Raw genomic sequence first — 24,387 nt, forward strand, 5'->3', positions numbered from 1 at the left:
AAAAACGCTATTGAGTAGATGGTGATATTAAACCATTGTTATGATTTATACTCTTACCTATATAAAAATTTTAAACCCCATGATGATGAAAAAATTAATTCAAAAAGTTTCTATGGCTGGTATGCTATTACTAGTTGTAACCCTGAGTTCTAAAGCACAAGAAGTTGCAAAAAGAAAAGGTCCACAAGGTGGTGGCCCTGGTAAAGAGCTTGTAGCCAATATGACAGAAGAACAAAAAGCATTAGCCAAAGCCAATATGGAACAACAAAAGGCAGATAGAGAAGCTTTAAGAGCAACTTTTACGGAAGAGCAAAAAGCAATTATGGCCAATCAAGAGCTAGATATGATGGCTAAAAGAAAAGCCTTAGAAGCAAGTTACACGCCAGCACAAAAAGAGATGGTTGCTAAACAAAAAGAGCAAGCTAAAGCGATGAGAGAAAAATTAGAAGCAACTTTTACGGAAGAACAAAAGACAGCTATGAAAGAAAGACGAGCAAAGATGGGTGAAATGATTAAAGAAAAAAGAAAAGCCGAATAAGTTCAAGAAAACTGATAAGACCGATGATATGCTGATAAAGTACCATCATCGGTCTTTTGCATTTAGATTTCATAAATAATTAAGGATGAAAGTTTTGCGATATTTTTCAAGATTTTTTTAAGAAATATTGCAGAATATGATTTGTAAGCCTATATTTGCAGCAATTCTTAACTATTGTTTTGAATGATGGTTGCATAGCTCAGCTGGATAGAGCAACTGCCTTCTAAGCAGTAGGTCTTTGGTTCGAATCCAAATGCGACCACAACAATAAAAAACCAAATCTGCGTTTAATGAGCAGAAAAGCGTTTTTAATCCTTTAAAGCCATATTGTCAAAAGCAGTATGGCTTTCTTTTTTTCGTCACATTCCGTTTTATTCCGTTTTAAATTTTTATTGTGGTGGTAAACATGGTGGAACATAAAATTTTACATGGTGGAATCGTCTTCAAATAAAATTATAAATAAACATTACTTTATATATAATATTTTACATGCTTCAGTATTCTTAAGTCTTTAATAAGTAATATCTAACAAGCTTTTGGTAGCTATCAAAATGCCTCCTTTTAATTCTATATACTCTTTTGTAGCATTCCAAACAGTTGTTTCTACTTTTTTAGGACCATCAGCAGTCATAAAAGTAATGGTAACTTTAGATTTAAAAGTATTTCCTAACCGCACAGCATTCACAAGCTTTTCTTGTAATTCTTCATTATGATGATCTACTGCATGAACAATTTTGTAATTTAAGATATCTTCTTTCGCAATTAGTCCGGTTACCATAATTTAATTTTTAGAGTTTATTATTAATCTTATAACGCTCAATATAGCAACTATGTGTTCTAATCTTTGTAAAAAATATATTTGAAAATGTTAGTTATCTCCTACCGGGATAATCAATCATTCCTTTAAATTCTCTTGAGAAAACGTCTTTAGTATCTAAAGATTTCATGCTATTTAAAGAGCTATTACTTACAGATGCACCTTTTGTACTAGCTACATTTGAAGAGCTAAAACTTCCGTTTTTAATAAAATTGATAGCTTGTGCTGTATTAAGCTCTGCTTTATCACCAAAATCTCTTCTTACATCATCAGAAACAACTCTATCTGGCACAAAACCATCATAATAAGCCCCCTGTCCTAATGAATTCTGAGTTTCAAACATAGAGAAATAAACATCATATTTATCTATCCTGATAGGGAAAAAGCCAACTGGTTTACCATAAGATTGCTCACCTACAATTTTTAAATTATCCCCTAAATAGGGTTTTAAAGAATTAATAACCAATTCGCTAGATGATGCAGTACCTGGTCCCGTTATAAACACTACTCTATTTACATCGGTTAAACCCCCATTCTTAGTAATATTCGTTGTATTATTGGCAATACTATAATCAGCATTATCAAAATAGTTACCATTAGCAATGCTTCCATCTTGATTTCTTCTAGGCTGATTTTTAAGGATAATGGCTTTTTTGTCTCTCATTGTAGCGTTGAAAAACTCAGTAAACATCCTTTTACCGTTATGTTGGGCTGGTACGATTAAGTTTACTAGATGCTCTGCTGTCGACACGAATCCGCCACCATTATAACGCAAATCGACAATCAGGTCTGTAACACCAGCAGTATTAAACTTATCAAACACAGCATTTAAAGCAGGAATAGAATTTGTTTGAGATGAAAAACGAGCATAAGCAAAATATCCTATTTTTTTTCCTCCAGTTTCTGTAAATATAGTATCCTTTAAAATAGGTGTACTATTATATTTTGTTTTATTTAAAGTAAAATTAAAACTTACTCCAGTACCTCTTTTTTTTCCAGATACAGTTATTGTATTTGCATCTAATAAATCAATAATATTATTTATTTCGCCATAAAAATTACTACCATATCTTACACCATTTAAAATTAAAACTGTATCTCCTCTATTTAAACCTTCAAGTTTTGCCGGAGAACCTGGAGATACATAGCTTATAATTATGTTATAATTTGTTTCTGAACCTCTATAAGAAAAGTTTAAACCAGTATCATTACCCTCACCATTTAAGTCAACTGATGATTTTTTAGGATTTGCGATAGCAATTTGCCCACTGGCAACTAAATCTTCTATGTAGGAAAACTTTGGCTCGTCTGCCCTTCCATCATCGTTAAAGTCATAAAACTCATAAGCCCTACCTGTAGTGGGGTTAATTTTGTATTGTGTTAATCTAAAAAGTAAGGTATTAAAATTATCCAACTGATTGCTTGATGACTTAAAATCCCTTGGTTTGACTACACTATATTCAGGAATAGCATCATTCCATAAATAAACTTGCTTGGCGTATAAAAATATAGAGTCTTTAGTAAGCTCGGCCCTATTTGTAGTTGGTGTAGGTGTATCATTACCAGATGTAGCTTTATCTTTTTTGCAAGAAGCAAAACTTATTACTATCAAAAATGCTATTGCATAAACTCTTTTAAACATACCAAATAGATTTATATAAACTTACGAAAAAACTCATAAACAGAGTTTTTATTACTGGCTTTTAGCAATAAAAAATTCAAAACTCATAAACAGAGTTTTATTATTGGCTTTTAGCCATAAAAAATTCATGGTACTAAAGCTTGATAAGCAACGCCTGCATGTGAAGCAAACTGCTGGTCTAAAGCATTTTTACCAAAGTAAATAACGTCTGTTTTTGCTAACTTGTTTTCTTCCAATAAAAAATGAAGACTTGTAGATGAGGGTTTTACCTCAAACTCATCTACAAAATAAACTTTCAGATATTTTTCTAAACCGTTCCACTCGGTTTGGGTAATTTTATTTAGTTGTGTAACAGGGTTTCCTGATGTTAAAATGTAAAGTTCTTTCCTGTTAACAACAATTTCTTGTAACAATTCTAAAGCCTCTTTGTATAACAATAATTTTAAAGGTAAACGGGCATTGGTAAAAAGTAAATTTAAATTTTCCTCGTACTTTAATGCAATGCCAAAAGTTTCTTGTATAGCCTTAAACATTCCATCTTTACCATGGATTTCGTAACGCTTTTTGGCAAAATCAACCATGTCTTGTGCTGGCGGAAAAGTTTCAAGGTATTCTACAAAATTGGCAAAGAGATAATAAACCTGTAAATCGTAATCCTTTTCTGGAATTAAAACATCATCTAACTCAAATATAAAAGCCTTTTTATGGGCATCTAAATCCTTATAATTTATCATAAAACAGTTACTAAATTTAATCTTATGATTTTATCCTCGCAGTAAAACAACTCATAAAAACCAAAAAGTGACAAATTAGTTGTTAAACTTTGTATAAGCTCTTTAAGCTCATCAGAAATAAGATTTAAACAAACAAAGTCTTCTGCTAATTTTATAAACCGCACCGCTTGCATATTTCCATGCAATGGATAAACATGAATTTTTGTAAATGGATTTTGGTTTAAAACTTTAGCAGCTAAAGTAAAAGGCATGAATTTTAAACCATTAAAAAAATCATTTTTAACATCATCTTTAATGATAATTAAATCTCCTATGCCTTCATATTGGCTGATAGCAATCTTTTTCTCTGGATATCCTAAAGCTAGGATAGCTTTAGAAAATGAGGCAAAATCTACTACTGTTTCATATGGAATGCTTAATTCTGAATGAAGATGTTTAAGTTGATGAATTTTTTGAGCTTGTATCAAATCTGGTAAAGCTAAGCTTATTCCGTACTCTTCAAACAATACTTTAGCCTCTGCTAAAGCTTTTTGCTCGCTTAATTTTAAAGGAAAAACGAGCGTTATATCTAAATCAAGACATAAACTTAATAGCTCATGCGCAAATGATGATTTATTTCCATCTGGAATAATGATTTTTTGACCTTCGGTATCAGCAAATAAAATTTCATGATGAGGTAAATGATAAGCCAATTGGTAAGCATTAGCATTTGACGCTGCGGTAATGAGTACTTTTTTCAAAATCAAGAAAATATATAGCCGTCTTTCATCGTGATTTTTCTATCAGACATTTCGGCTAATTCATCGTTATGGGTTACAATAATAAAAGTATGGTTAAATTGATCTCTCAAACTAAAAAACAGCTGATGCAATTCTTTAGCATTTGCAGAGTCTAGATTACCTGAAGGTTCATCAGCTAAAATTAAAGCTGGTTTATTAATTAAAGCCCTAGCAACAGCTACCCTTTGCTGCTCGCCTCCAGAAAGTGCTGCTGGTTTGTGGTTCGCCCTATCTTCCAATCCTAAAATAGCTAGTAGCTCTAAAGCCCTTTTCTCGGCCTCAGCTTTACTGGTTTTAGCGATAAAAGCAGGTATACAAACATTTTCTAGAGCTGTAAACTCGGGTAAAAGATGGTGGAACTGAAAAATAAATCCAATATTTTTATTCCTAAAGCTACTTAAGGCTTTGGCATTTAATTGGTTTATAGCTATACCATCTATCTCTACAGAACCTTCATCAGCTTTATCTAAAGTTCCTATGATGTGTAATAAAGTACTTTTTCCTGCCCCGGAAGCCCCTACTATACTTACAATTTCTCCTTTAGCTACTTGTATATCTACTCCTTTAAGGATTGATAACTCGCCAAATTTTCTTTTGATGGATTGCGCTTTAAGCATATACAAAACTATAACTTTTTAGGCAGATGCCTAGTGCGATCAAAAATTCTGACATGCTTTATGCCAAAATGTTATCACCATAAATCATCAAAAAGAAAAGTGTTGAGCTTAAATCTCATTTATAAGTTAAAAAAAACCATAATTATCCAATTATTTTTCTATTTAGGTTTCATTTATAGCTTTGTATTTGTATTTTCACGGCAAATTTTTATGAGATGAACATTCACGAATATCAAGGCAAACAAATACTTAAAAGTTTTGGCGTACGTATCCAAGAAGGTATAGTAGCAGATACACCTGAACAAGCTGTTGAAGCAGCCAAAAAGTTAAAAGAAGATTTTGGTTCTGATTGGGTTGTGGTAAAAGCACAAATTCATGCAGGCGGACGTGGTAAAGGCGGAGGTGTAAAGCTAGCTAAAAATTTAGATGAGGTTAAGCAAAGAGCTTCTGATATTATTGGAATGCAGTTGATCACACCTCAAACCGGTGCCGAAGGGAAAAAAGTTAATAAAGTATTGATTGCTCAGGATGTTTATTACCCTGGAGAGTCTGAAACTAAAGAGTTTTATGTTTCTGTATTGTTAGATCGTTCTAGAGGTCGTAACATCATCATGTATTCTACCGAAGGTGGAATGGACATTGAAGAAGTGGCAGAACACACACCTCATTTAATATTTAAAGAAGAAATAGACCCTAAAGTTGGCTTACAAGGTTTCCAAACTAGAAAAATTGCTTTCAATTTAGGTTTATCTGGAAATGCTTTTAAAGAGATGACTAAATTCATCGCTGCTTTGTATAAAGCTTATGAAGCTACAGATTCTTCTATGTTTGAAATTAACCCGGTTTTAAAAACATCTGATGATAAAATTTTAGCTGTTGATGCTAAAGTGAACTTGGATGATAATGGTTTATTCCGCCATCCGGATTATGCGGCTATGCGTGATACTACAGAAGAAGACCCTACAGAGGTTGAAGCTTCTGAGTCTAATTTAAACTACGTTAAATTAGATGGTAACGTAGGTTGTATGGTTAATGGTGCTGGTTTAGCTATGGCTACAATGGATATCATTAAGATTGCTGGTGGCGAGCCTGCAAACTTCTTAGATGTTGGTGGTACCGCAAATGCTACTACAGTTAAAGCTGCTTTTAACATCATTTTGAAAGACCCTAACGTTAAAGCTATCTTAATTAATATTTTTGGTGGTATTGTACGTTGTGATAGAGTTGCACAAGGTGTAATTGACGCCTATAAAGAAATTGGCGATATCCGCGTTCCAATTATTGTACGTTTACAAGGTACTAATGCAGAAGAAGCTAAAAAACTTATTGATGAATCTGGATTAAAAGTTTTCTCTGCTATTTTACTAAAAGAGGCTGCTGATTTAGTTTCTGAGGTATTAGCATAATAAGCTAAAAAATCACTATTTTAAGAAAGCCCCTATTGTTTATCAATAGAGGCTTTTTTATTTCTGTTTGAATCTATTTTATAGATTTTTGTACTGTGAGAAGTTACTTATGATGTCAATATTCTAATTAAAAACTTAAGATTCAAATTTATATCCTACGCCTTTAACAGTACTCACGTAATTATCTCCTAATTTTTCTCTTAACTTCCTGATGTGTACATCAATCGTTCTGTTGGTTACTACGACAGAATCTTCCCAGATATTTTTTAATATTACTTCACGGGTATATACTTTCCCAGGCTTTGATGCTAAAAGATATAAAAGTTCAAATTCTTTCTTTGCCAGAACTACCTTATTTCCATTTTGGTAAACTAAAAAAGACTCTCTATCGATTACTAAATCTCCAATTTCTACCTTATTTTCTACAACCTCATCGTTTTGCACATTTCTTCTTAAAATAGCATTGATTCTACTGATAAGGGCTCTGGGCTTGATAGGTTTAGCGATATAATCATCTGCACCAACATTAAAGCCCGCAATTTCAGAATACTCCTCGCTTCTAGCTGTTAAAAAAACCATAAAAGTATTCTTAAACTCGGGCATAGAGCGCATAATTCTGCAAGCTTCTATACCATCCATCTTAGGCATCATGATGTCTAAAATGATTAAATCTGGTAAATGTTTACGAGCCTCTGCTACTGCTTCTTGTCCGTTACTAGCCGTAATTACATGGTATCCTTCTTTACGTAAATTATATTCTATAAGCTCCAGAATATCCGGTTCATCATCTACAATTAAAATTTTTTGCTTGTTAACGTTCATGCTTTTTTATTTGTAGCTAATTTATGAGCTTAAGTGAATTTTTTAGTTAAGCCAATATTAACAAATTGTTAAAGTTCATACTATTTTAACAACAATTTGTTAGAAATCAAACTTAAAACTAAACATTTATTATAAAGTTTTCTGCAAAAACGTCTCTAGTTCTTTTCCTCTAAGATTTTTGGCAATAATTTTTCCTTCCGGATTGATGAGAAAAGAAGCTGGTATTGCGTTAACATTATATAAACGGGCATTTTCAGAATCCCACTGTTTCATTTCGGAGATATGTGTCCAATTGAGCTTATCAGCTTTAATAGCTTGTTGCCATTTATTTTTATCATCATCTAACGAAAAACCAAGAACTGTAAAATTTTTACTTTTAAACTGTTGGTAAACTTTTACGATATTAGGATTCTCTTGCCTGCAAGGACCACACCAACTTGCCCAAAAATCTAACAACACGTATTTACCTTTAAAATCAGATAGTTTGATGATTTTTCCATCTGGAGTTTCAGCACTAACTTCTGGTGCTTGCTGGCCTATAGCGGTTTTACTAGCCATATCCATTTGTTGTGCAAAAGCTTGTACAGCTGGGTGGTTAGGAAAATTTGCTTTTGCTTCTTTACTATAAGCTATTAATTGTGATTCATAAGCTGTTGGATTAACTCCCATCATCACGTTGGCTGCAAAAAAAGCAGTTAAAGACTCTTTATGAGCTTCAATAAAATTATATGAATCTTTGAGGAAAGGTTTTGCTATTTCTTGAGATTTTACAGTATAATCTGCTATCAAGGAATCTTTTTTATTGGGGTTACCAGCAATCATCTTGCTATACTGCTCAGCCATCGTACCAGTTTTACTGGTAAATGTGGTGGTTATTTTATTGTAGGCAGTAATTTTTTCTGCTTCTTCAGAACCTTCTACCTGATATGCACCAGAATTGTCTCTTAAATTAGTTTTAAAATCTATTTCATCACCATTTGAAGCTATTAGCATGTAAGATTTATTACCTATCACTAACTGAAAAAAATCTGGATTTTCTGATTTATATTTTAATTTAAACTCTTGGTTTTCATCAAAAAAAGTAGAATCTACGGGACTCATTTGCCCCATATTATTGCTTGCGTACAAATAGATTTTTTGTTCTTCTCCTTTATTTTTTACTGCACCGTTTATCACAAATTCGGTTTTGTTTTTACATGAAATAAAACCAATGGCCAAACACAAAAAAACTATAATTCCTTTACCCATTATCTTAAACTTTCTATTTTACTGATTAATAATTGATTTGCCTTCTTAGGGTCTATTTTACCTTTTGAAATTTTCATTATTTCGCCCATGAATAATCCTAGAACGCCTTTTTTACCGTTATGGTATTCTTTTACTTTATCAGGAAATTTAGCTAAAGTAGCATCAATAAAACCTTCTAATTCATCTTGATTATCATTGATGATTAAATTTAGTTCTTCTGCTAAATCCTGTACATCTTTATCAGCATGATGGATAACCGCTGGGAATAGTACATCTTTTGCTTGATTGTTATTTAGTTTACCGACTTCAACCAGATTTATGATAGCGGCAATTTTATCAGCGGCAACATTGAAATCAGAAAAGCTTAAGCCTTTATCATTTAAATATGATTTTATGGGGCCCATTACCCAATTAGAGGCTGCTTTACAATTTTCGCAACTATCTGTTATGGCTAAATAATAATCGGCCATAGCTTTTTCTGCTGTAATTACACGAGCATCATACTCAGGTAAATTCATCTCCTGTGTAAACTTAACAACCAATTGCTCTGGTAAAGCTGGCATTGCCGCTTCTATTTCTTGAATATAAGCCTCGCTTAATGATATGGGTAGTAAATCTGGCTCGGGGAAATAGCGGTAATCATTAGCCATTTCTTTAGAGCGTAAAGGTGTTGTGATACCTGTATTGGCATCAAAATTTAAGGTATTTTGCTCTATCACGATCCCTTCTTCTATCAGTTCAATCTGACGTGTAATTTCATATTCTATTGCTTTTTGAACGTTTTTGATAGAATTTAGATTTTTAACTTCGCAACGTTTGCCTAAAACTGTTTCGCCTTTTAAGCGTACAGAAATATTGGCATCGCAACGCATAGAGCCTTCTTCCATATTACCATCGCAAATATCCAGGTAACGGACTAGTTTTCTTAGCTCTGTTAAGTAAGCGGCAGCTTCTTCACCAGAAGAAATCATAGGCTCGCTTACCACTTCTAGTAGCGGTACACCGGCTCGGTTTAAATCTATGTAAGAATATTTTGGATCTAAATCATGAATACTTTTACCAGCATCTTCTTCCATGTGGATACGGTTTAGTAAAATATCTTTAGAGCTGCCATCTGGCAGGATAATCTTTAGCTTACCGCCTTTACAAATAGGTTGATTATCCTGAGTTGTTTGAAAGCCTTTTGGTAAATCGGCATAGAAGTAGTTTTTTCTGTCAAAATAGTTAAAACGATTAATTTCAGACTGTATGGCCAAGCCAAGTTTTACTGCACTTTTTATCATAGCCTCATTGGTATAAGGTAAAGCACCTGGCAAACCTAAAGAAACCGGACTGATATTGGTATTTGGTTCGTTTCCAAAACTTGCTGAATCTGAACAAAAAGCCTTAGACTTTGTAGATAACTGAACGTGAACCTCAAGGCCTATTACTGCCTCGTATTTATTTAAAATAGCTTCTGAAATAATCGTCATTCTTATATTTAGCCTAAAAATTTATGGGCACATTTCACCAAATATAATTTAAAACATACATATCGCCATTTTTAAGATAAATTTTATGAATAATGTAAAATATTAACAGTATTTAAGCTCATTTTTAACATCATCTTAATACGAAGGTGTTAAATAAGTTTGTATGCTAATAAACTGCTTTATCTGTTAAAGCATTTAGAAAAGCTATAAGCTGTTTTTTTTCTGTTTCAGAGAGTTGAAGTTTATCTGGTGATAGGGTTTGATTTTCTAAAATAATCCCTAAGCCTGCCCCTCCTCCTTTATTATAAAAATCTATCACTTCATCTAATGTTTGGTAAACTCCATTGTGCATATAAGGTGCGGTAAGCGCAATATTTCTTAATGATGGCGTTTTAAAAGCATGTTTCTGATGTGGAATTTTGTACAGATTGTATTTGCCTAAATCTGCATCTATTTTGGCATTTATGGTATCTGTATTGGCAGGAACACCTAAAACCTCGCTTTCCATTTTCTCAAATAAAGGTGGTACAGCACCACTAAATAAAGGTAGAAAATGACAGCTGCCGCATTTACCTTTCCCCATAAAAAGGTTAAAACCAGCTAATTCTTGGGTGTTTAATGCATCTTTTTCTCCCTGCATATAAATGCAGATTGTATTACTGCTCCTTGTGGGACAGTAACATTTGTAAATCTTATACCTATGGTTTGCTTTTTTGTACCATCGGTCATCAATTCCAAATCAGAACTTCCTAAATCCATTTGCCCAACAGTACCAGAGCCGCCTGCTACTGTTTCTCCTGCATCATCAGAACCTGCGGATGGCCTGAAAACCAAAGTTCTGTTAACTTGCGCATTAACCGAAATACTTAGGGCTAATAAAGCTGCACATTTTAATAAGGCGTATTTGTAAATTTTTCTCATATCCTATGTTTTCAGCAAAAAAACATAGTTGATATTAGCCTAATTTAAACACACGATTATCAATGGTTAATCATTAAATCATCAGGAAGTTAATTATACCAAGCTATTGTTAAGTTTATATGATGAGTATCTTATTTAAAAAAATCAAATTACTTGTTAAGCTTTCTTGCTTTTAATTGAGCGATGTATAAAGATTGCGGTTGTACATGTTGTCCTAAACTTTCCCATTCACCATCAGGCTTTCCTGCTAACCTACCTTCATATTTTTCTCCTACTAAACCTATACAATAGTTTTTACCAGAAATCCATGGAGTTTGTACAGCTGCTCTTTTTACTTTACAATTCCAAATAACTTGAGTAGTGCCAACCCAACCATGTCCAGAACCCCAGTTGCCACGGTCATGAATGTTTATTTCACCATCGGTTACAATGTTATCATATAAAGCACCGGCAGACCATCTGTGGTGTGGGCCAATATCTGCATGCGTATTAGATGCTTTACAATTATAAAATACATTTGGGCCCATGGTTCTAGCACCACTTACATAATCATGTCTTCCTTCTGTAGTTTCGCAGTTTTTAACCAAATTAAAAGCACCATCAACATTAAAACTATATCTTCTACCTCCGGTAATAACCGATTTTGGATCTAAACATTTAGCATCTGTTACGGTAACATATCTGGCATATCTATCAACATTTACGCAAGAAGTAGCAAAGTATCTAGATGTAACATTTCTAACCCAGCCATTATCAATTTTATCAAATTCTATAGCTTTCCAAGAGTGCTCTTCATCCGTATCCGAAGCATATTCAGATTCAAATAATATATTTTCTACCCCTACTTCTTGTATTCTACCGGCGAAAGTAAATTTATAAACTTCTGCACCGCCATACTTTTTTTCTAATGGCATAACTATAGGTTGGTTAATATATATTTTATTGCCTTTGATGGCTGTAACGGCTCTCTCAAATGTTAAATTAAACCCTTTAGCATCCCATTGGATGGTACCTGGTCTTTCTATAATTTTATCCATTTGCAAGTCTTTAATCCAAGCATCGGTACCGGGTCTGTAAATGATAATTTCATCGCCAACTTTAAAATTTTCTGGCTTTTCTACCTCCACATAAAACCTACCTACTGGCACATAATCTTCTATTAATGTAGTTCTTGTACCTTTTACTTCTCTGGGTACTCCATCGCCTGAAACTTGTACTAAAACACGCTTGTCTTTTCCTGTAGCTATCAATTTTGTTCCGTTAGCATCATTACCCTCACCTCTTAATACAATTCCGCTGGTTTTAATAGTGATGGCCCCTGGTATTTTATAAACTCCTTTTTTAAGTAGAATAGCACCTCTAAAACCATCTTTATCGGGCTTCATAGCCGCAACTTCATCTATAGCTTTTTGGATAATTTCTTGGCTACTTCCATCGCCAGCAGGCGAAATGGTTTTAACTACTTTAACATTGGGGATTTCTTTATCTCCCATGTGGTAACCTACCCTACTAAAATCAGGAATGATATTTCCTTGCTCATCGGGTTTAAAGGTTAGCGTTCCATCTTTATTTACAGTGTAAAACTTAGACTCTTTAAAATAAGTAAAAGAGAGTATCAATACACTTAATAATACTATACCAATTTTATATATTGGATGTTGAGCTTTAATGATTTTCATATTATTGAGCTTTGTTTATTTCTTTAAAAGTGATTTAATTTTATCAATAATAGGTTGAGCTAATAACTCGTAACCTTGCTCTGTATAATGCACATTACCTGGTTTAGAATTAGCCGGATGCACCGTTAAAGATGTCTTGTAAAGATCTAAAACTTCAATTTTATTCTTTTTCATAACCTCTAATGCTACTTTATTGTACTGAGACGGAGATTCTACCTTTCTGCCAGCTGCATTTTCTGGCACTGTGGTGGTATTGATAAATACTAGGTTAGCTGTGGTTTCTTTTAATTTATCTACGATGATTTGTAAGTTTTTTTTATAATCCACTAAAGGAACACTGATTTTACCTTTTACCACATCATATTTGTTTGAAGAATCTCTGTGTACCATGTCATGCAAACCAAAATTAAAGGTAATCACATCCCACTCTCTATCTCCCAACCATTTTTCTATATTTTGTACACCTCTGGTAGTAGGACCTCCGTTACCGGGATTATGCTCTACATTAACACCAGTTAGTGCTTTTTGAATAAATGGTGTATATCCTATAGAGATAGAATCACCAATGATTAAAACATTTTTAGGTGTTTGAAAACTTGCCGCAACTAACGTCACAACAATTAATAAAGCAGTTATACTTAAGTACTTTTTCATATCTGTTTCTTATAAATTTTTAAATCTTAATAGCGCCTCTAAATAGTAATATTCTGCATAAATAATGGGCACATCAATCTCGCCATTATGTGGTTTAGAACCTGTGCTGTGTAACAATACAAAACCTTTATGAGTACCTTTTGGAGCAATATATTTTGTACTTAAATTCTTCAAAATGGTATTGGCTTTATCTACATAAAACTTATTATTGTTACTATACTTACTAAGCTCGTAAAGACCTGATGCTATAACTGTTGCAGCAGAAACATCTCTTGGCTCATTTGGAATTTCAGGTGCATCAAAATCCCAATAAGGAATTAAATCTGCTGGCAGGTTTTTATGTGTAAAAATATATTTGGCGATATTCTCTGCTTGTTTTAAGTAAGCTTTGTCTTTCGTATATCGGTAACATAAGGTGTAACCGTATAATGCCCATGCTTGCCCTCTGGCCCAAGCCGATTCATGAGAATAACCTTGATGTGTATTTTTCTTTTCTACAGCACCTGTTTGAGGGTTATAACTGATGACATGGTAAGTACTATAATCTGGTCTGAAATGATTTTTTAACGTGGTATTAGCATGCGTAACAGCAATTTTATGGAAGGAAGAATCGCCTGTTAACTTGGTTGCTTCAAATAAAAGCTCAAGATTTAACATATTATCTATGATAACAGGAAAATCCCATTTATCCGCATTATGATCCCAAGAGCGGATAGCACCAACTTTAGGGTTAAATCTGGTCGCTAAAGTTTTAGCCGATTGTATGATAACATCTTTGTAATAATTATCTTTAGTTAAACGGTATGCGTTTCCAAAACTGCAAAACACTTTAAAACCCATATCGTGGGTAGTTGCGTTTAATTTTTCTCTTTCTATATCGGCAGTAAAAATTTTAGCTGCATTTAACCATTTAGGGTTTTTGGTATATTCGTATAAATACCATAATTCTCCGGGGAAAAAACCACTTGTCCAATCTCTAGACGGAACTAATTTAAGCTCGCCATCTTCTAGAGTACGCGGAGAAACTAAAGGTTCATTTTTACTGTTAAAAGGAGTTTTTTCTTTTGCCAGCTTCACTTGCTTGATCATTTCTGTTGCTTGTAGCTCGGCATGTGCAAAAGCACTTTTAACATCTTGAGCGTACGAGACTTCACTTAATAACCCTAGGGATACAATACTTACTAATAATTTTAAATTTTTCATTCTTGAGATATATTGGTGGTTAGCTTATTTTTTAACTTTTGCGGCTTGTTCTGCATAAAAAGCATGCATTTTGCGGCTTAGCTCTTCTTTTATTTTTTTATAAGCAGGGTCGTTAATAAGGTTTCTTGTTTCTAGAGGGTCTTTCTCATAATCATATAACTCCATAGCACTCACCTGAGTTTTATTGAAATTGGTTGTTGTTCTAAAATCTTTTATCCATTCTACATAACGGTATTGTTTGGTTCTTAAGGCATAACCCATGTGGTTATCCTTACGTGGATATTGGCTTATAGCGAAATCTTTGATTGGCGTTTGTATTCCTTTTAAAGCAGGTACTAAACTTTTACCATCAAGACCTTGAGGGGTTTTAATTTGAGCTAGCTCTGCTAAAGTTGGATAAACATCCACAAACTCTGTAGGATGATTGTATAAAATTTTTTCCTTTTGGCCTGGAATTGAAATAATTAAAGGAGTTCTTGTAGCTTGCTCAAAAGTAGAGTGTTTATTCCAAAGGTTGTGATCGCCAAAATGCCAACCGTGGTCTCCCCAAAGAACAATAATTGTATTTTTATCTAATCCAGATGTTTTTAATTCATCAAGTAGTTTACCTATTAATGCATCAATATAACTGATACTTGCATAATAGCCATGTATAATTTCTATTTGTTTATCGGCACTTAAATTTAAGGCTTCATCTTCTTTAGCTAAAGCTTTGATATCACTATAACCTCTAAACTCGCCTGAATTATGATAAGCAATAGCTGGTCCATCTATAGATGGTTTTTGCCATTTTGCAAGTTCTATTTTGTCTCTATCATACAAATCCCAATATTTTTTTGGCGCCACAAAAGGTAAATGCGGTTTACGAATACCTACAGCTAAAAAGAAAGGTTTGCCAGCACTACCGTATTTCTTTAAATCTTGAATAGCTTCATTAACCATTGCACCATCTGCATAAGCATCATCGGGTACATCGGCAGATTCTGTTGAAACTTTTACCTCAGCCATATCTTTTTCCTCTGCATTTGCATACTTTTTCTTCATTTCAGGGTTTTGATAATGATTTAAAAGTGGAGCTCCATAAGGTTCTGGATATTTATACTTTCCTTTATAGGATTCAGACCAAGAAGCTTCGTCATGCTTTTTATCAACACTTCTTTGGTCGAATATTTTACCTAATGCAGCCGTAGTATAGCCATTTTGTTTAAAGAGTTGTGGTAAAGTAATAACATCTGGCGTTTTATCTCTGATGAGGGTTTTTAGATCCCAAACCTGTGTCCTATCTGGACGCAAGCCAGTTAATAAACTTGCTCTGGTTGGTGCACATACAGCTTGCTGACAATAATTACTCATAAAAACGGTACTTTTTTCTGCCAGCCTATCTAAATTTGGAGATTTTACTGCCGTATAGCCATAAAAATTCAAATAAGGTTTTAAATCATCTACCGCAATAAATAATACATTGGGCTTATTTTTATCTTGTGCAACAACAGCCGTTAAAGACAAAAGGCTTAAGCTTAAAAAAGCTAAAAATTTAGGTTTCATATCATGTTGGATTATTTTATTTGCTGATAGTTTAACCAATCAAAAAATGCTTTATTTTTTGATATTAAACCATTTGAACTGGCATATAAACCAATATAAGTTCCGGTAAAACCCCCTGTATTTACCCTACTTAAAGTTCTGCCATCTATTTTTTCTGCCAGTAAAACCGTGTTGTTATTTTGTTTAAAGTAGAACGAGTAATCTTGCCCCATAGCTTTTACACCTAAAATAATTTCACCATTTGTAATGGCTTGCTTAGCTATAATATCTTCTTTACCAGCATGTCTTCTGGTCAGTTTTAGGTAAAGCTTTTGATTTTCTAAAACCTTCTCAACCCTGAAATGGAAATTATTATTCATCATAACCACCAAACCTGCACTTTCGTGTGCTGCTTTGGGCTCAAAAAGCATTTTTGTTTCTGTAAAGAAAGAAGTGTCTTGTTGGCGTCTACCAACAAATGATGGATGATCTACATCAACCAAAGTTTGAGCTCTTAGCTGTAAGGATATGTAACCTTTCTTATCTGTTAAGGACCAAAATTTACTTCTTGGTGTACGCAGAAAATTCCAGTAATACTGTAAGCTATCGCTATTAAAATCATCAAAAGTATTTTCTTTTTTAGTGGTGAAAGCTGGTAAATTAGGTTTTCTTTCTTCTAGTAATACCTTACCAACGCCTGCATTAACCACAGGCCAATCTTCTTGCCATGTAACAGGTGTAAGAAAAGTTTCTCTGCCCAAATTATAATGAAAACCACCGTAAGTTCTTACGCCTAAGAGAATCATCCACCACTCGCCATTTTGGGTTTCTACAAAATCTGCATGCCCTATACAAGCTACAGGATATTGCTTACCTAAATGACGATGCGTAATGATGGGATTTTTCTTATTCCCTTCATAAGGTCCAAGCGGATTTTTACTTCTAAAAATGGTTACAGCGTGGTCTATACCGGTACCGCCTTCGGCAATCATGATATAATAATAGCCATCTTTTTTATACATGTGCGGAGACTCTGCCACAACAGCGCCATGTAATGCACCTTCTTCTATAGCTACTGTAATTTTACCTACCAATTGTTTTTTAATGGTATCTAATTCCTGAATCCAAATTTGTCTGTATTTAGAACCAGTTGGTTTATCATCAGGAGTTCTGTTTCCGGTATAATAAACTTTTCCGTCATCATCAAAAAACAAAGATGGATCTATACCTGGTGCATCTTTTAACCAGTTAGGCTCAGACCAAGGCCCAGCAGGAGATTTTGCTGTTACATAAAAGTTTGTACCTGTATTATTTTTATTGGTGATTAAAGTTGTTATTACATAGAAAGTTCCTTTATGATAACGTATGGTAGGCGCAAAAATCCCTCCCGAAGGATGTATTTTATCAAGATTTAATTGGGATGGTCTATCTAAAACATGACCTATTTGTTGCCAATTTACTAAGTCTTTGCTATGAAAAATGGGTATACCCGGAAAATACTCAAAACTAGAGGTAACCATATAATAATCATCTCCCACTCTACAAATGGATGGATCTGGGTAAAAACCTTTTAAAATAGGATTTTGAAAAGTAGATTTGGTTTGAGCATATACTGAACTATTGTTGAGTATCAACATCAAAACAATGGTATTTAAAAATATTATAAAACGCTTCATGTTTGATTAATTTGTGCTTATCATTATCTCCTCACTCTCTTTATAACCATAGCGGATAGCTTTGGCATAGACTTTAATTCCTTTTTTTACCGCTACAGGCTGATGGTATAATTGCCACGAACCATTATCGCCAATTTTATAACCTAAAGAAGCTCCGTTTGTAGAACTGCTTAAAGAAACCAGAATACTTCTATTTTGCGTGGTTATTTGTGCAACTGGCTTAGCTGTAACAGGTTGTATCCCACCAGGCCACATCAAACGCACCATATCTTTTTCTGACATAAAACCTTTATCTTTTATTTGTAAAGACCAATTGTTTTGCACATCTCTTAGCTCTTGTAATTTTGCGGCATAAGCTGGGTTTTGAGCTAAATTATTTAACTCGAAAGGGTCGTTTTCTACATCGTAAAGTTCTTCTACGGATTTACTTTTAAACCATCTGTTTTGGATACTATCTAGTTTTTGTTGGTCTCTTAACTTCAGAATTTCTACCATTAAAGGCATTTGCTTACGAAAACCAACATCCATATAATTCAACTTTTCTGGCTGGTAATTGCGGATGTATTGGAATTTACTATCTCTAACAGTTCTTACTAAATCATAATGTTCATCCAATCTATCTCTAGCTGCAAAAATGTACCGTCTTGGGCTTTCAGCTTTTTGATTTCCTAAAAAAGCTTGTCCGTTAAAATGCTCAGGCAACTGAATATTAGCTAAGGAAAGAACAGTTGGTGCTAAATCCATAAAACTTAACAACTGATTATCGGTAATATTGGCCAACTTGCCATCAGGAAACCTCACCATAAAAGGCACATGTAATCCTCTTTCATAAACTTCTCTTTTATACCAAGGTAAAGCAGCGCCATGGTCGCTAAAGAAGAAAACAATGGTATTTTCTGCCAAGCCATCGTCTTCCAACTGTTTTAAAATGTTACCTGCAATGCTATCCATCAGCATAATATTATCGTAATAACGAGCTATATCTCTTCTTATAATATCACTCTCTGGATAATACGGCGGTAATTTTATGGCTTTCGGATCTACCCTTAGAGGTCTGTTCGCATTTTTCCAGATCATAGATTCATGCGTTTCATTGATATTAAAAACAGCAAAGAAAGGCTTATCCTTTGGTCGATTACGCCAATGGGCATCTTTACTACAATCATCCCAAACGGTAAAAGGCTCTCCTATTTGATAATCGGTTTTTTGGTTATTGGTGCAGTAATAACCTGCGGCTCTTAAATACTCTGGAAAAGCTTTTACCTCTGTTGGGGTAACAGCCATATAGCTTGGGATAGATGGATCTTTTTCATTACCAGTACCTGTTCTCATGTGCTGTGTACCAATAGCCGGAGGATACATCCCAGTTATAATACCCGACCTGCTTGGTGCACAAACACCAGCAACTGCATACATTTTGGTGTATTTAACAGCTTGTTCTGCAAACTTACTTAAATAGGGTGTTTTAACGGTTGAATCGCCGTACATAGGTAAATTAGCACTCATATCCTCACAAGTAATCCATAAAATATTTGGACGCTTTGTTTTTTCCTGTGCATTAAGAAAAGTATTGGATAGCAAAATAAAGCTGATACTTATTATTAAAATATACCTAAAATTAACCATGTGATGTAGCCATAAAATATTATAATCCTTTGTAGTCAAACCAATCAAAATCTGCATAATTAGATGATTTTACACCTTTAGAGCTGGCATAAAGACCTACGTAAACGCCTGTAAAACCACCTGTATTTACTACGCTTAGTATCCTACCATCTGCTTTTGTTGCTAAGTTCTGTGTGGTTCCGTTTTGTTTGATATAGAAATCTAAATCCTGACCTTTAGCATGAATCCCCATGATTAAATCGCCCTTTTCTACCGCAATGGTATTCACTACTTCATCTACCCCTTTATACCTTTTAATCAATTGTACATGTGGTTTACCATTTTGTAAAATTTTCTCTAAACGGTACTGAAAATTGTTATTCATCATCAACACCATACCAGCCAATTCATTTTCTTTTTTAGGATTAAACTGAAGTGAAGTTTCTGCAAGAAAAGAAGTGTCTTGCTGTCTTCTTCCTATAAAAGATGGGGATACTAAATTTGTGATTTGCTCTTTTTCCAGTTGAATTCTTAAATAGCCTTTTCTTTTAGAAAGCGACCAAAAATTTGTTCTTGGCGTTCTTAAAAAATTCCAATAATGAAAAAGTGTATCTGTAGTAAAATCATCTCTTAAATTTTCTGGGGTGATATTAAAAGCAGGTAAATTAGGTTTTAGTTGTTGAGCCAAAACTTTTCCTTCTCCGGGGTTTACAATCGGCCATCCATCCTGCCATTCTACCTTTGCTAAAAAAGTTTCTCTCCCCAAATTATAATGTAAGCCCCCATATTTTCTTACAGCTAATAAAACCATCCACCAATCTCCGTTTTGGGTATCTACCAAATCTGCATGCCCTGTAGACGTTATCGGATAATTTAATCCTAAATGACGATGGGTAAGGATTGGATTTTTCTTATTGCCTTCATAAGGACCAAAAATATTTTTACTTCTAAAAATGGTAACCGCATGGTTTTCAAAAGTTCCGCCTTCGGCAACCATTAAATAATAATAACCATCTTTTTTATAGAGGTGTGGTGCTTCCGCATTCTCGGCTCCATGCAATGCGCCCTCTTCTAAAATAATGCTACGTTCGCCTACAAAAGCTTTATTTTTTAAATCTACTTCTTGCAGCCATATTTGCCTGTAGCGGGTAACTTGAGCTTGGTCTACTGGCTTTTTGTTTCCGGTATAATAAACTTTTCCATCATCATCAAAAAACAAAGATGGATCTATCCCAATGGCTTCTTTAGGTAGCCACTGAGGTTCTGACCAAGGGCCTGTAGGAGATTTTGCAGTTACAAAAAAATTACCACCTGGCTTTGTTCCTATCAAAGTAGTAATCATATAATAAATACCATTATGGTATCTTATGGTAGGGGCAAAAATACCGCCTGATGCTCTTACACTATCTAAATTAAGTTGAGATGGCCTGTTTAACACATGACCTATTTGTTTCCAATTAACTAAATCTTTACTGTGGAAAATAGGTACCCCCGGAAAGTATTCAAAAGTTGAGGTTACCATATAATAATCATTACCAACACGGCAAATTGATGGATCAGGATAAAAGCCTTTTAAGGTAGGATTTTGATAATAACTCTGACTATGCAAACGTTGGCACAGACCCATCATAAAAAGGGATAATGTTAAACTAACTATGGTTATTTTTTTCATATTTAATTATGGGTATAGATTTTGAAATTTTTATATAGTGCTGCCCTAGTATACATGTGCCTAAGTCCTACTCTTCCCTCTTTAATATTTAATGCCGATGATATATCCCAGCTGTATAACTTCTCTTTCCCATCTCCTTTTACATGGAAATAAAAATAATTAGCTTTTTTTATTATGGTAATTTGATATTCTTTTCCTGGCACAAATAAGCCGGTATCAAAATAAGAGGGTGCTATTTCTGTAGTTTTAGAGAAGTTTGCTTTTGGTGTTACCGGATATTTCCTTAAACGGATATAATCTTGTCCTTTGGGTAAATCATCATCATAAGCCGCATAGCTGATGTGTAAAGCATTCATGTACTTAAAATAGGAAGACATATAAGGTATCATCCTTAAATTGCTCCATCTAGAAATATCTTTCTCGTAAGGTTTTTCTCCAATTCCGGTTGCATGAATGTAAATGATATTTACCCAGTTTTGCCTTGTATCGGTACGGGTATAATTATAAGTAATCTTAATATCGCCTGTGAAAGATTGTTTTGTCCATAAAACCGCATGGCAGGCATCATCGCCATCCACATCTCCGGCACTGAATAATAAACCATGTTTAGAATTTTCGACCTTTGCTCTTAAACCATCCAAGAACCACTTTTTTTGCCATGATTTTATTCCATCATCTTGAAAAGATAACTTCCAGTTTTCTAAATCATTAATATTTTTAAAATTGATTTGGGCCAAATCTTGCGCAATAGCAGTATTCAAAAAAATCAACAGATATAGTAAACAATACTTCAAGAGATTAAAATTTTAAGGTTTCTTAGATTTGAAATAGGCATTACCTTCCATCATAGAGTTTGGTGCATAAGGTGCTGTTTTGGCTGGTGCTAACTTTCTGAAGGAATTTAATAAAACTGATTCTTTTAAATCTTCCGCTTTATTTATCCACTCTTTTGGGTCTTTCTCTAAATCATAAAACTCTTCTGAAAGGTCTTCGTATTTGATATAATGATATTTGTTTTTGTAAACGGATACATTATTGGTACCATAGAATGAATAAACCGGATAATCCCAATGTTTGATTTGATTTCTTAAAAGCGGAGCTAAACTTCTACCCTGATTCTGTTGATTTTTGGGTATGCCACTTAAATCAACCAAAGTTGGATAAATATCTATTAAACCTACCGGGTTATGATTTATCTTGTTTTGTTGCAAACCTGGGCCACTGATAATTAGTGGAACATGGGCAGAGCGTTCCCATAAAGAATGCTTGGCAAACCTATTTTTTTCTCCAAGATGATAACCATGGTCTGATAATAAAACAATGTAAGTGTTGTCTTTATAAGCCGATTTTTCTAAGGCATCAAGCACTTTACCTACTTGAGCATCTACAAAAGCAATGCAAGCTAGATAAGCTTGCACCATATCTTTCCAATTATTTTTTTGAATTGCCCATTCTGTAGTTGGCATTTCTGGAACTTCTGTAATAGCTTTTCCTATTTGTGGAACATCATCCATATCTGTTTTAAGGTATGGAGGCATTTGTGTAGGCGAGTTCTTCACCAAATCGAACCATTTTTGAGGAACATACCAAGGTACATGCGGTCTTATAAAACCCACCGCCATGAAAAATGGCTTTTCATGCTTTTTAGTTAACTGGCTGGCAGCCCAATTGGCATATTTATAATCAGGCATTTGCTCATCTTTTTCTGGAAAAGCTGCCCAATCTGTTTGTGTTCCTTTTTGCCCAAACCAAGCAGGGTCATAATTGATACGTTTTTCTGGCAAGGGTCCATAAACTTCAAACTTACCGCCATATTCATCAAAGGCATTAATACCTTCTCCGTTATGGAAAATCTTACCTACTCCTAAAGTTTTATATCCATTTTTAGAGAAATAATTGGGTAGAAAATCAGCCTGAAATTGATCATTGAGATATTGTTTAAGATCAGCATCTTTTATCTGGAGGTAAACGCCAGTTTTAGATGGTAATAAACCTGATAAAAAAGAAGCTCTTGAAGGCCCACAAAGCGGAGCCTGACTATAAGCTTTATCAAAATAGGTTCCTGATTTGGCTAACCTATCAATATTTGGTGTTTTAACTCCCGGAAATTTATTGGATATAGCAACCCAATCGTTTAAATCATCAATAATTAAAAATAATATATTGGGTTTTTCTTGAGACCATGTAAACTGGCAAATAAAAACTAGGCAAATTGTAAGCATAGCCCTTAACTGTTTAGTAAACTTACCTGTTTTTTGGTATTCTTCAATCATGATCTACTATAAATTGGATACTCTTCGAATTAGGCTGCTGGTTGTCTTTGGTTAAATTCCTTTTTATAGCTTAAAGGACTTAAACCTGTAATAATTTTAAAGTATTTATGGAAACTGGCAAAATTGTTAAAGCCGCTTTCATAACATAATTCTTTGATACTTAAATCATTCTCCATAATCAGTTTACAAGCTTGCCCAACTTTAACTTCGAGTAAAAACTGAGAATAAGTTTTCTTGGTTCTGGATTTGAAATATCGGCAAAAAGAATGAGGACTAATATGCGCAATTTTAGCTATTTCTTCTAATTGTATTTTCTTTTTAAAATTGGCCAAAGTATACTCATAAATTAAGGTCATTCTATGATTTTCAAAATCTTTAACTTCATTATTAAAACCTATAGATGATAACAAACAAACATCTTCGGCTGCTTTGGCTATAATTTGTAAGATAGAAATTAGCAGTAATATTCTATCTGGACCTTCGGCATCAATTAACTTATCAAGAAATCCTGCTATTTTAATTTTTGTTAAACCGTTTATTTGTATGCCACGCTTAGATTGTTCTAATAAATCGCGAATAATTTTATTCTCAGGTAGATTTAAAAAGGATGCTCCCCAAAAGTTTTCATGAAATTGTATTACTCTTGATTCTGTTAATGATTTTCCTGATTCTTGTACATAAGGACCATCATATTTTAAATTATGTGGCAAACCAGAACCAATAAGAAATATATCTCCTGCTTCAAATCTTTTAATACTATCACCAATAAATTGTGTTCCCCTACCCTTCACAATCTGAATAAGTTCAATTTCTGCATGGTAATGCAACTTATCGATATTGGGTAGCAAATCCTGTCTTACTGTAAAAGAATGTACAGGTCCTGAAGTAACTTTTAATAATTGTGGTCTCATCATCAACTTAATTAAATCAGTTTAAAAAATCATCAATCCTTAAAGAAAAAAATGAAATAAAATTCACCTATAAGCAAATCATCATCATGTTAATATTTCATCAAACTGAAGTATTATCTTTAATTTAATTGGTTTTACAATAAGCCTTGAGTTTAGGCTTGCTATTTAAAATAAGAGAGACCCAAAGCGTTTAA

22 protein-coding genes and 1 tRNA gene are annotated in these 24,387 nt (G+C 33.8%); 3 read left to right on the plus strand and 20 right to left on the minus strand.

Going from position 1 to position 24,387, the window contains the following annotated elements:
• Positions 1-79: 79 nt before the first annotated feature.
• Together H510_RS0104235 and H510_RS0104240 are read left to right on the plus strand one after the other, a co-directional pair.
• Positions 80-538, plus strand: coding sequence for a hypothetical protein (locus H510_RS0104235; RefSeq protein ID WP_162143052.1), 459 nt, complete (start codon positions 80-82; stop codon positions 536-538).
• Positions 539-726: 188 nt separating this feature from the next.
• Positions 727-800 (plus strand) — tRNA-Arg (locus H510_RS0104240).
• Between the two features lie 249 nt (positions 801-1,049).
• Here the strand turns inward: H510_RS0104240 and H510_RS0104245 are convergent.
• From H510_RS0104245 to H510_RS0104265, 5 genes are all read right to left on the minus strand, one after another.
• Positions 1,050-1,316, minus strand: a complete 267-nt coding sequence (locus H510_RS0104245) for a hypothetical protein (RefSeq protein WP_026903170.1) — start codon at positions 1,314-1,316, stop codon at positions 1,050-1,052.
• 94 nt (positions 1,317-1,410) lie between these two features.
• Positions 1,411-2,997, minus strand: a complete 1,587-nt coding sequence (locus tag H510_RS18245) for a S41 family peptidase (protein ID WP_036691874.1) — start codon at positions 2,995-2,997, stop codon at positions 1,411-1,413.
• 125 nt (positions 2,998-3,122) lie between these two features.
• Positions 3,123-3,731, minus strand: coding sequence for an HAD hydrolase-like protein (locus H510_RS0104255; RefSeq protein WP_026903171.1), 609 nt, complete (start codon positions 3,729-3,731; stop codon positions 3,123-3,125).
• Positions 3,728-4,471: a hypothetical protein gene (locus H510_RS0104260; RefSeq protein WP_036691877.1), complete on the minus strand. Its 744-nt coding sequence runs from the start codon at positions 4,469-4,471 to the stop codon at positions 3,728-3,730. The genes H510_RS0104255 and H510_RS0104260 overlap by 4 nt, the downstream gene beginning before the upstream one ends.
• Positions 4,472-4,473: 2 nt before the next feature.
• Positions 4,474-5,127: an ABC transporter ATP-binding protein gene (locus tag H510_RS0104265; protein ID WP_026903173.1), complete on the minus strand. Its 654-nt coding sequence runs from the start codon at positions 5,125-5,127 to the stop codon at positions 4,474-4,476.
• A gap of 215 nt (positions 5,128-5,342) precedes the next feature.
• On the opposite strand from H510_RS0104265, the gene sucC reads away from it, so the two are divergent.
• Complete coding sequence (gene sucC / locus H510_RS0104270; protein ID WP_026903174.1) at positions 5,343-6,533, plus strand: ADP-forming succinate--CoA ligase subunit beta; 1,191 nt, start codon at positions 5,343-5,345, stop codon at positions 6,531-6,533.
• Between the two features lie 135 nt (positions 6,534-6,668).
• On the opposite strand, the gene H510_RS0104275 is transcribed toward sucC, so the two are convergent.
• The 15 genes from H510_RS0104275 to H510_RS0104345 all read right to left on the minus strand — a co-directional run bounded on the left by H510_RS0104275 (position 6,669) and on the right by H510_RS0104345 (position 24,196).
• Positions 6,669-7,355, minus strand: coding sequence for a response regulator transcription factor (locus H510_RS0104275; protein WP_026903175.1), 687 nt, complete (start codon positions 7,353-7,355; stop codon positions 6,669-6,671).
• A gap of 129 nt (positions 7,356-7,484) precedes the next feature.
• Positions 7,485-8,603 carry a redoxin domain-containing protein gene (locus H510_RS0104280; protein WP_026903176.1) on the minus strand — a complete coding sequence of 373 codons (1,119 nt, stop codon included), beginning with the start codon at positions 8,601-8,603 and terminating at the stop codon, positions 7,485-7,487.
• Entirely contained in the window at positions 8,603-10,075 is a 1,473-nt protein-coding gene (gene gatB / locus H510_RS0104285) for an Asp-tRNA(Asn)/Glu-tRNA(Gln) amidotransferase subunit GatB (RefSeq protein ID WP_211226541.1), read from the minus strand. Before gatB ends, H510_RS0104280 begins: the two co-directional genes overlap by 1 nt.
• A 166-nt stretch (positions 10,076-10,241) precedes the next feature.
• Positions 10,242-10,715, minus strand: a complete 474-nt coding sequence (locus H510_RS0104290; protein ID WP_026903178.1) for a cytochrome-c peroxidase — start codon at positions 10,713-10,715, stop codon at positions 10,242-10,244.
• On the minus strand, positions 10,691-10,996 hold the full coding sequence (locus tag H510_RS0104295; RefSeq protein ID WP_026903179.1) for a hypothetical protein: 306 nt from the start codon (positions 10,994-10,996) through the stop codon (positions 10,691-10,693). The genes H510_RS0104290 and H510_RS0104295 overlap by 25 nt, the downstream gene beginning before the upstream one ends.
• A gap of 149 nt (positions 10,997-11,145) precedes the next feature.
• Positions 11,146-12,675 (minus strand): hypothetical protein, encoded by a 1,530-nt coding sequence (locus H510_RS0104300; RefSeq protein WP_036691880.1) that lies wholly within the window; start codon positions 12,673-12,675, stop codon positions 11,146-11,148.
• Between the two features lie 15 nt (positions 12,676-12,690).
• On the minus strand, positions 12,691-13,329 hold the full coding sequence (locus H510_RS0104305; RefSeq protein WP_026903181.1) for an SGNH/GDSL hydrolase family protein: 639 nt from the start codon (positions 13,327-13,329) through the stop codon (positions 12,691-12,693).
• 9 nt (positions 13,330-13,338) lie between these two features.
• Entirely contained in the window at positions 13,339-14,532 is a 1,194-nt protein-coding gene (locus tag H510_RS0104310; RefSeq protein ID WP_026903182.1) for a glycoside hydrolase family 88 protein, read from the minus strand.
• Between the two features lie 24 nt (positions 14,533-14,556).
• Positions 14,557-16,077 (minus strand): sulfatase, encoded by a 1,521-nt coding sequence (locus tag H510_RS0104315; protein WP_026903183.1) that lies wholly within the window; start codon positions 16,075-16,077, stop codon positions 14,557-14,559.
• Between the two features lie 11 nt (positions 16,078-16,088).
• Positions 16,089-17,732: a glycoside hydrolase family 43 protein gene (locus H510_RS0104320; protein ID WP_211226542.1), complete on the minus strand. Its 1,644-nt coding sequence runs from the start codon at positions 17,730-17,732 to the stop codon at positions 16,089-16,091.
• Positions 17,733-17,738: 6 nt separating this feature from the next.
• Positions 17,739-19,415, minus strand: a complete 1,677-nt coding sequence (locus H510_RS0104325; protein WP_211226543.1) for a sulfatase family protein — start codon at positions 19,413-19,415, stop codon at positions 17,739-17,741.
• The gene (locus tag H510_RS0104330; protein WP_211226544.1) at positions 19,378-21,009 is read right to left on the minus strand and encodes a glycoside hydrolase family 43 protein; all 1,632 of its coding nucleotides are present in this window, start codon (positions 21,007-21,009) and stop codon (positions 19,378-19,380) included. The genes H510_RS0104325 and H510_RS0104330 overlap by 38 nt, the downstream gene beginning before the upstream one ends.
• 2 nt (positions 21,010-21,011) lie before the next feature.
• A complete protein-coding gene (locus H510_RS0104335; protein WP_162143053.1) occupies positions 21,012-21,770 on the minus strand; it encodes a DUF1961 family protein in 759 nt (252 codons plus the stop codon).
• A gap of 45 nt (positions 21,771-21,815) precedes the next feature.
• Complete coding sequence (locus H510_RS0104340; RefSeq protein WP_155977830.1) at positions 21,816-23,282, minus strand: sulfatase; 1,467 nt, start codon at positions 23,280-23,282, stop codon at positions 21,816-21,818.
• 29 nt (positions 23,283-23,311) lie between these two features.
• Positions 23,312-24,196 (minus strand): AraC family transcriptional regulator, encoded by an 885-nt coding sequence (locus H510_RS0104345; RefSeq protein WP_342662615.1) that lies wholly within the window; start codon positions 24,194-24,196, stop codon positions 23,312-23,314.
• Between the last annotated feature and the right edge of the window lie 191 nt (positions 24,197-24,387).

It is taken from the genome of Pedobacter glucosidilyticus DSM 23534, assembly GCF_000425145.1.
GTDB lineage: Bacteria > Bacteroidota > Bacteroidia > Sphingobacteriales > Sphingobacteriaceae > Pseudopedobacter > Pseudopedobacter glucosidilyticus.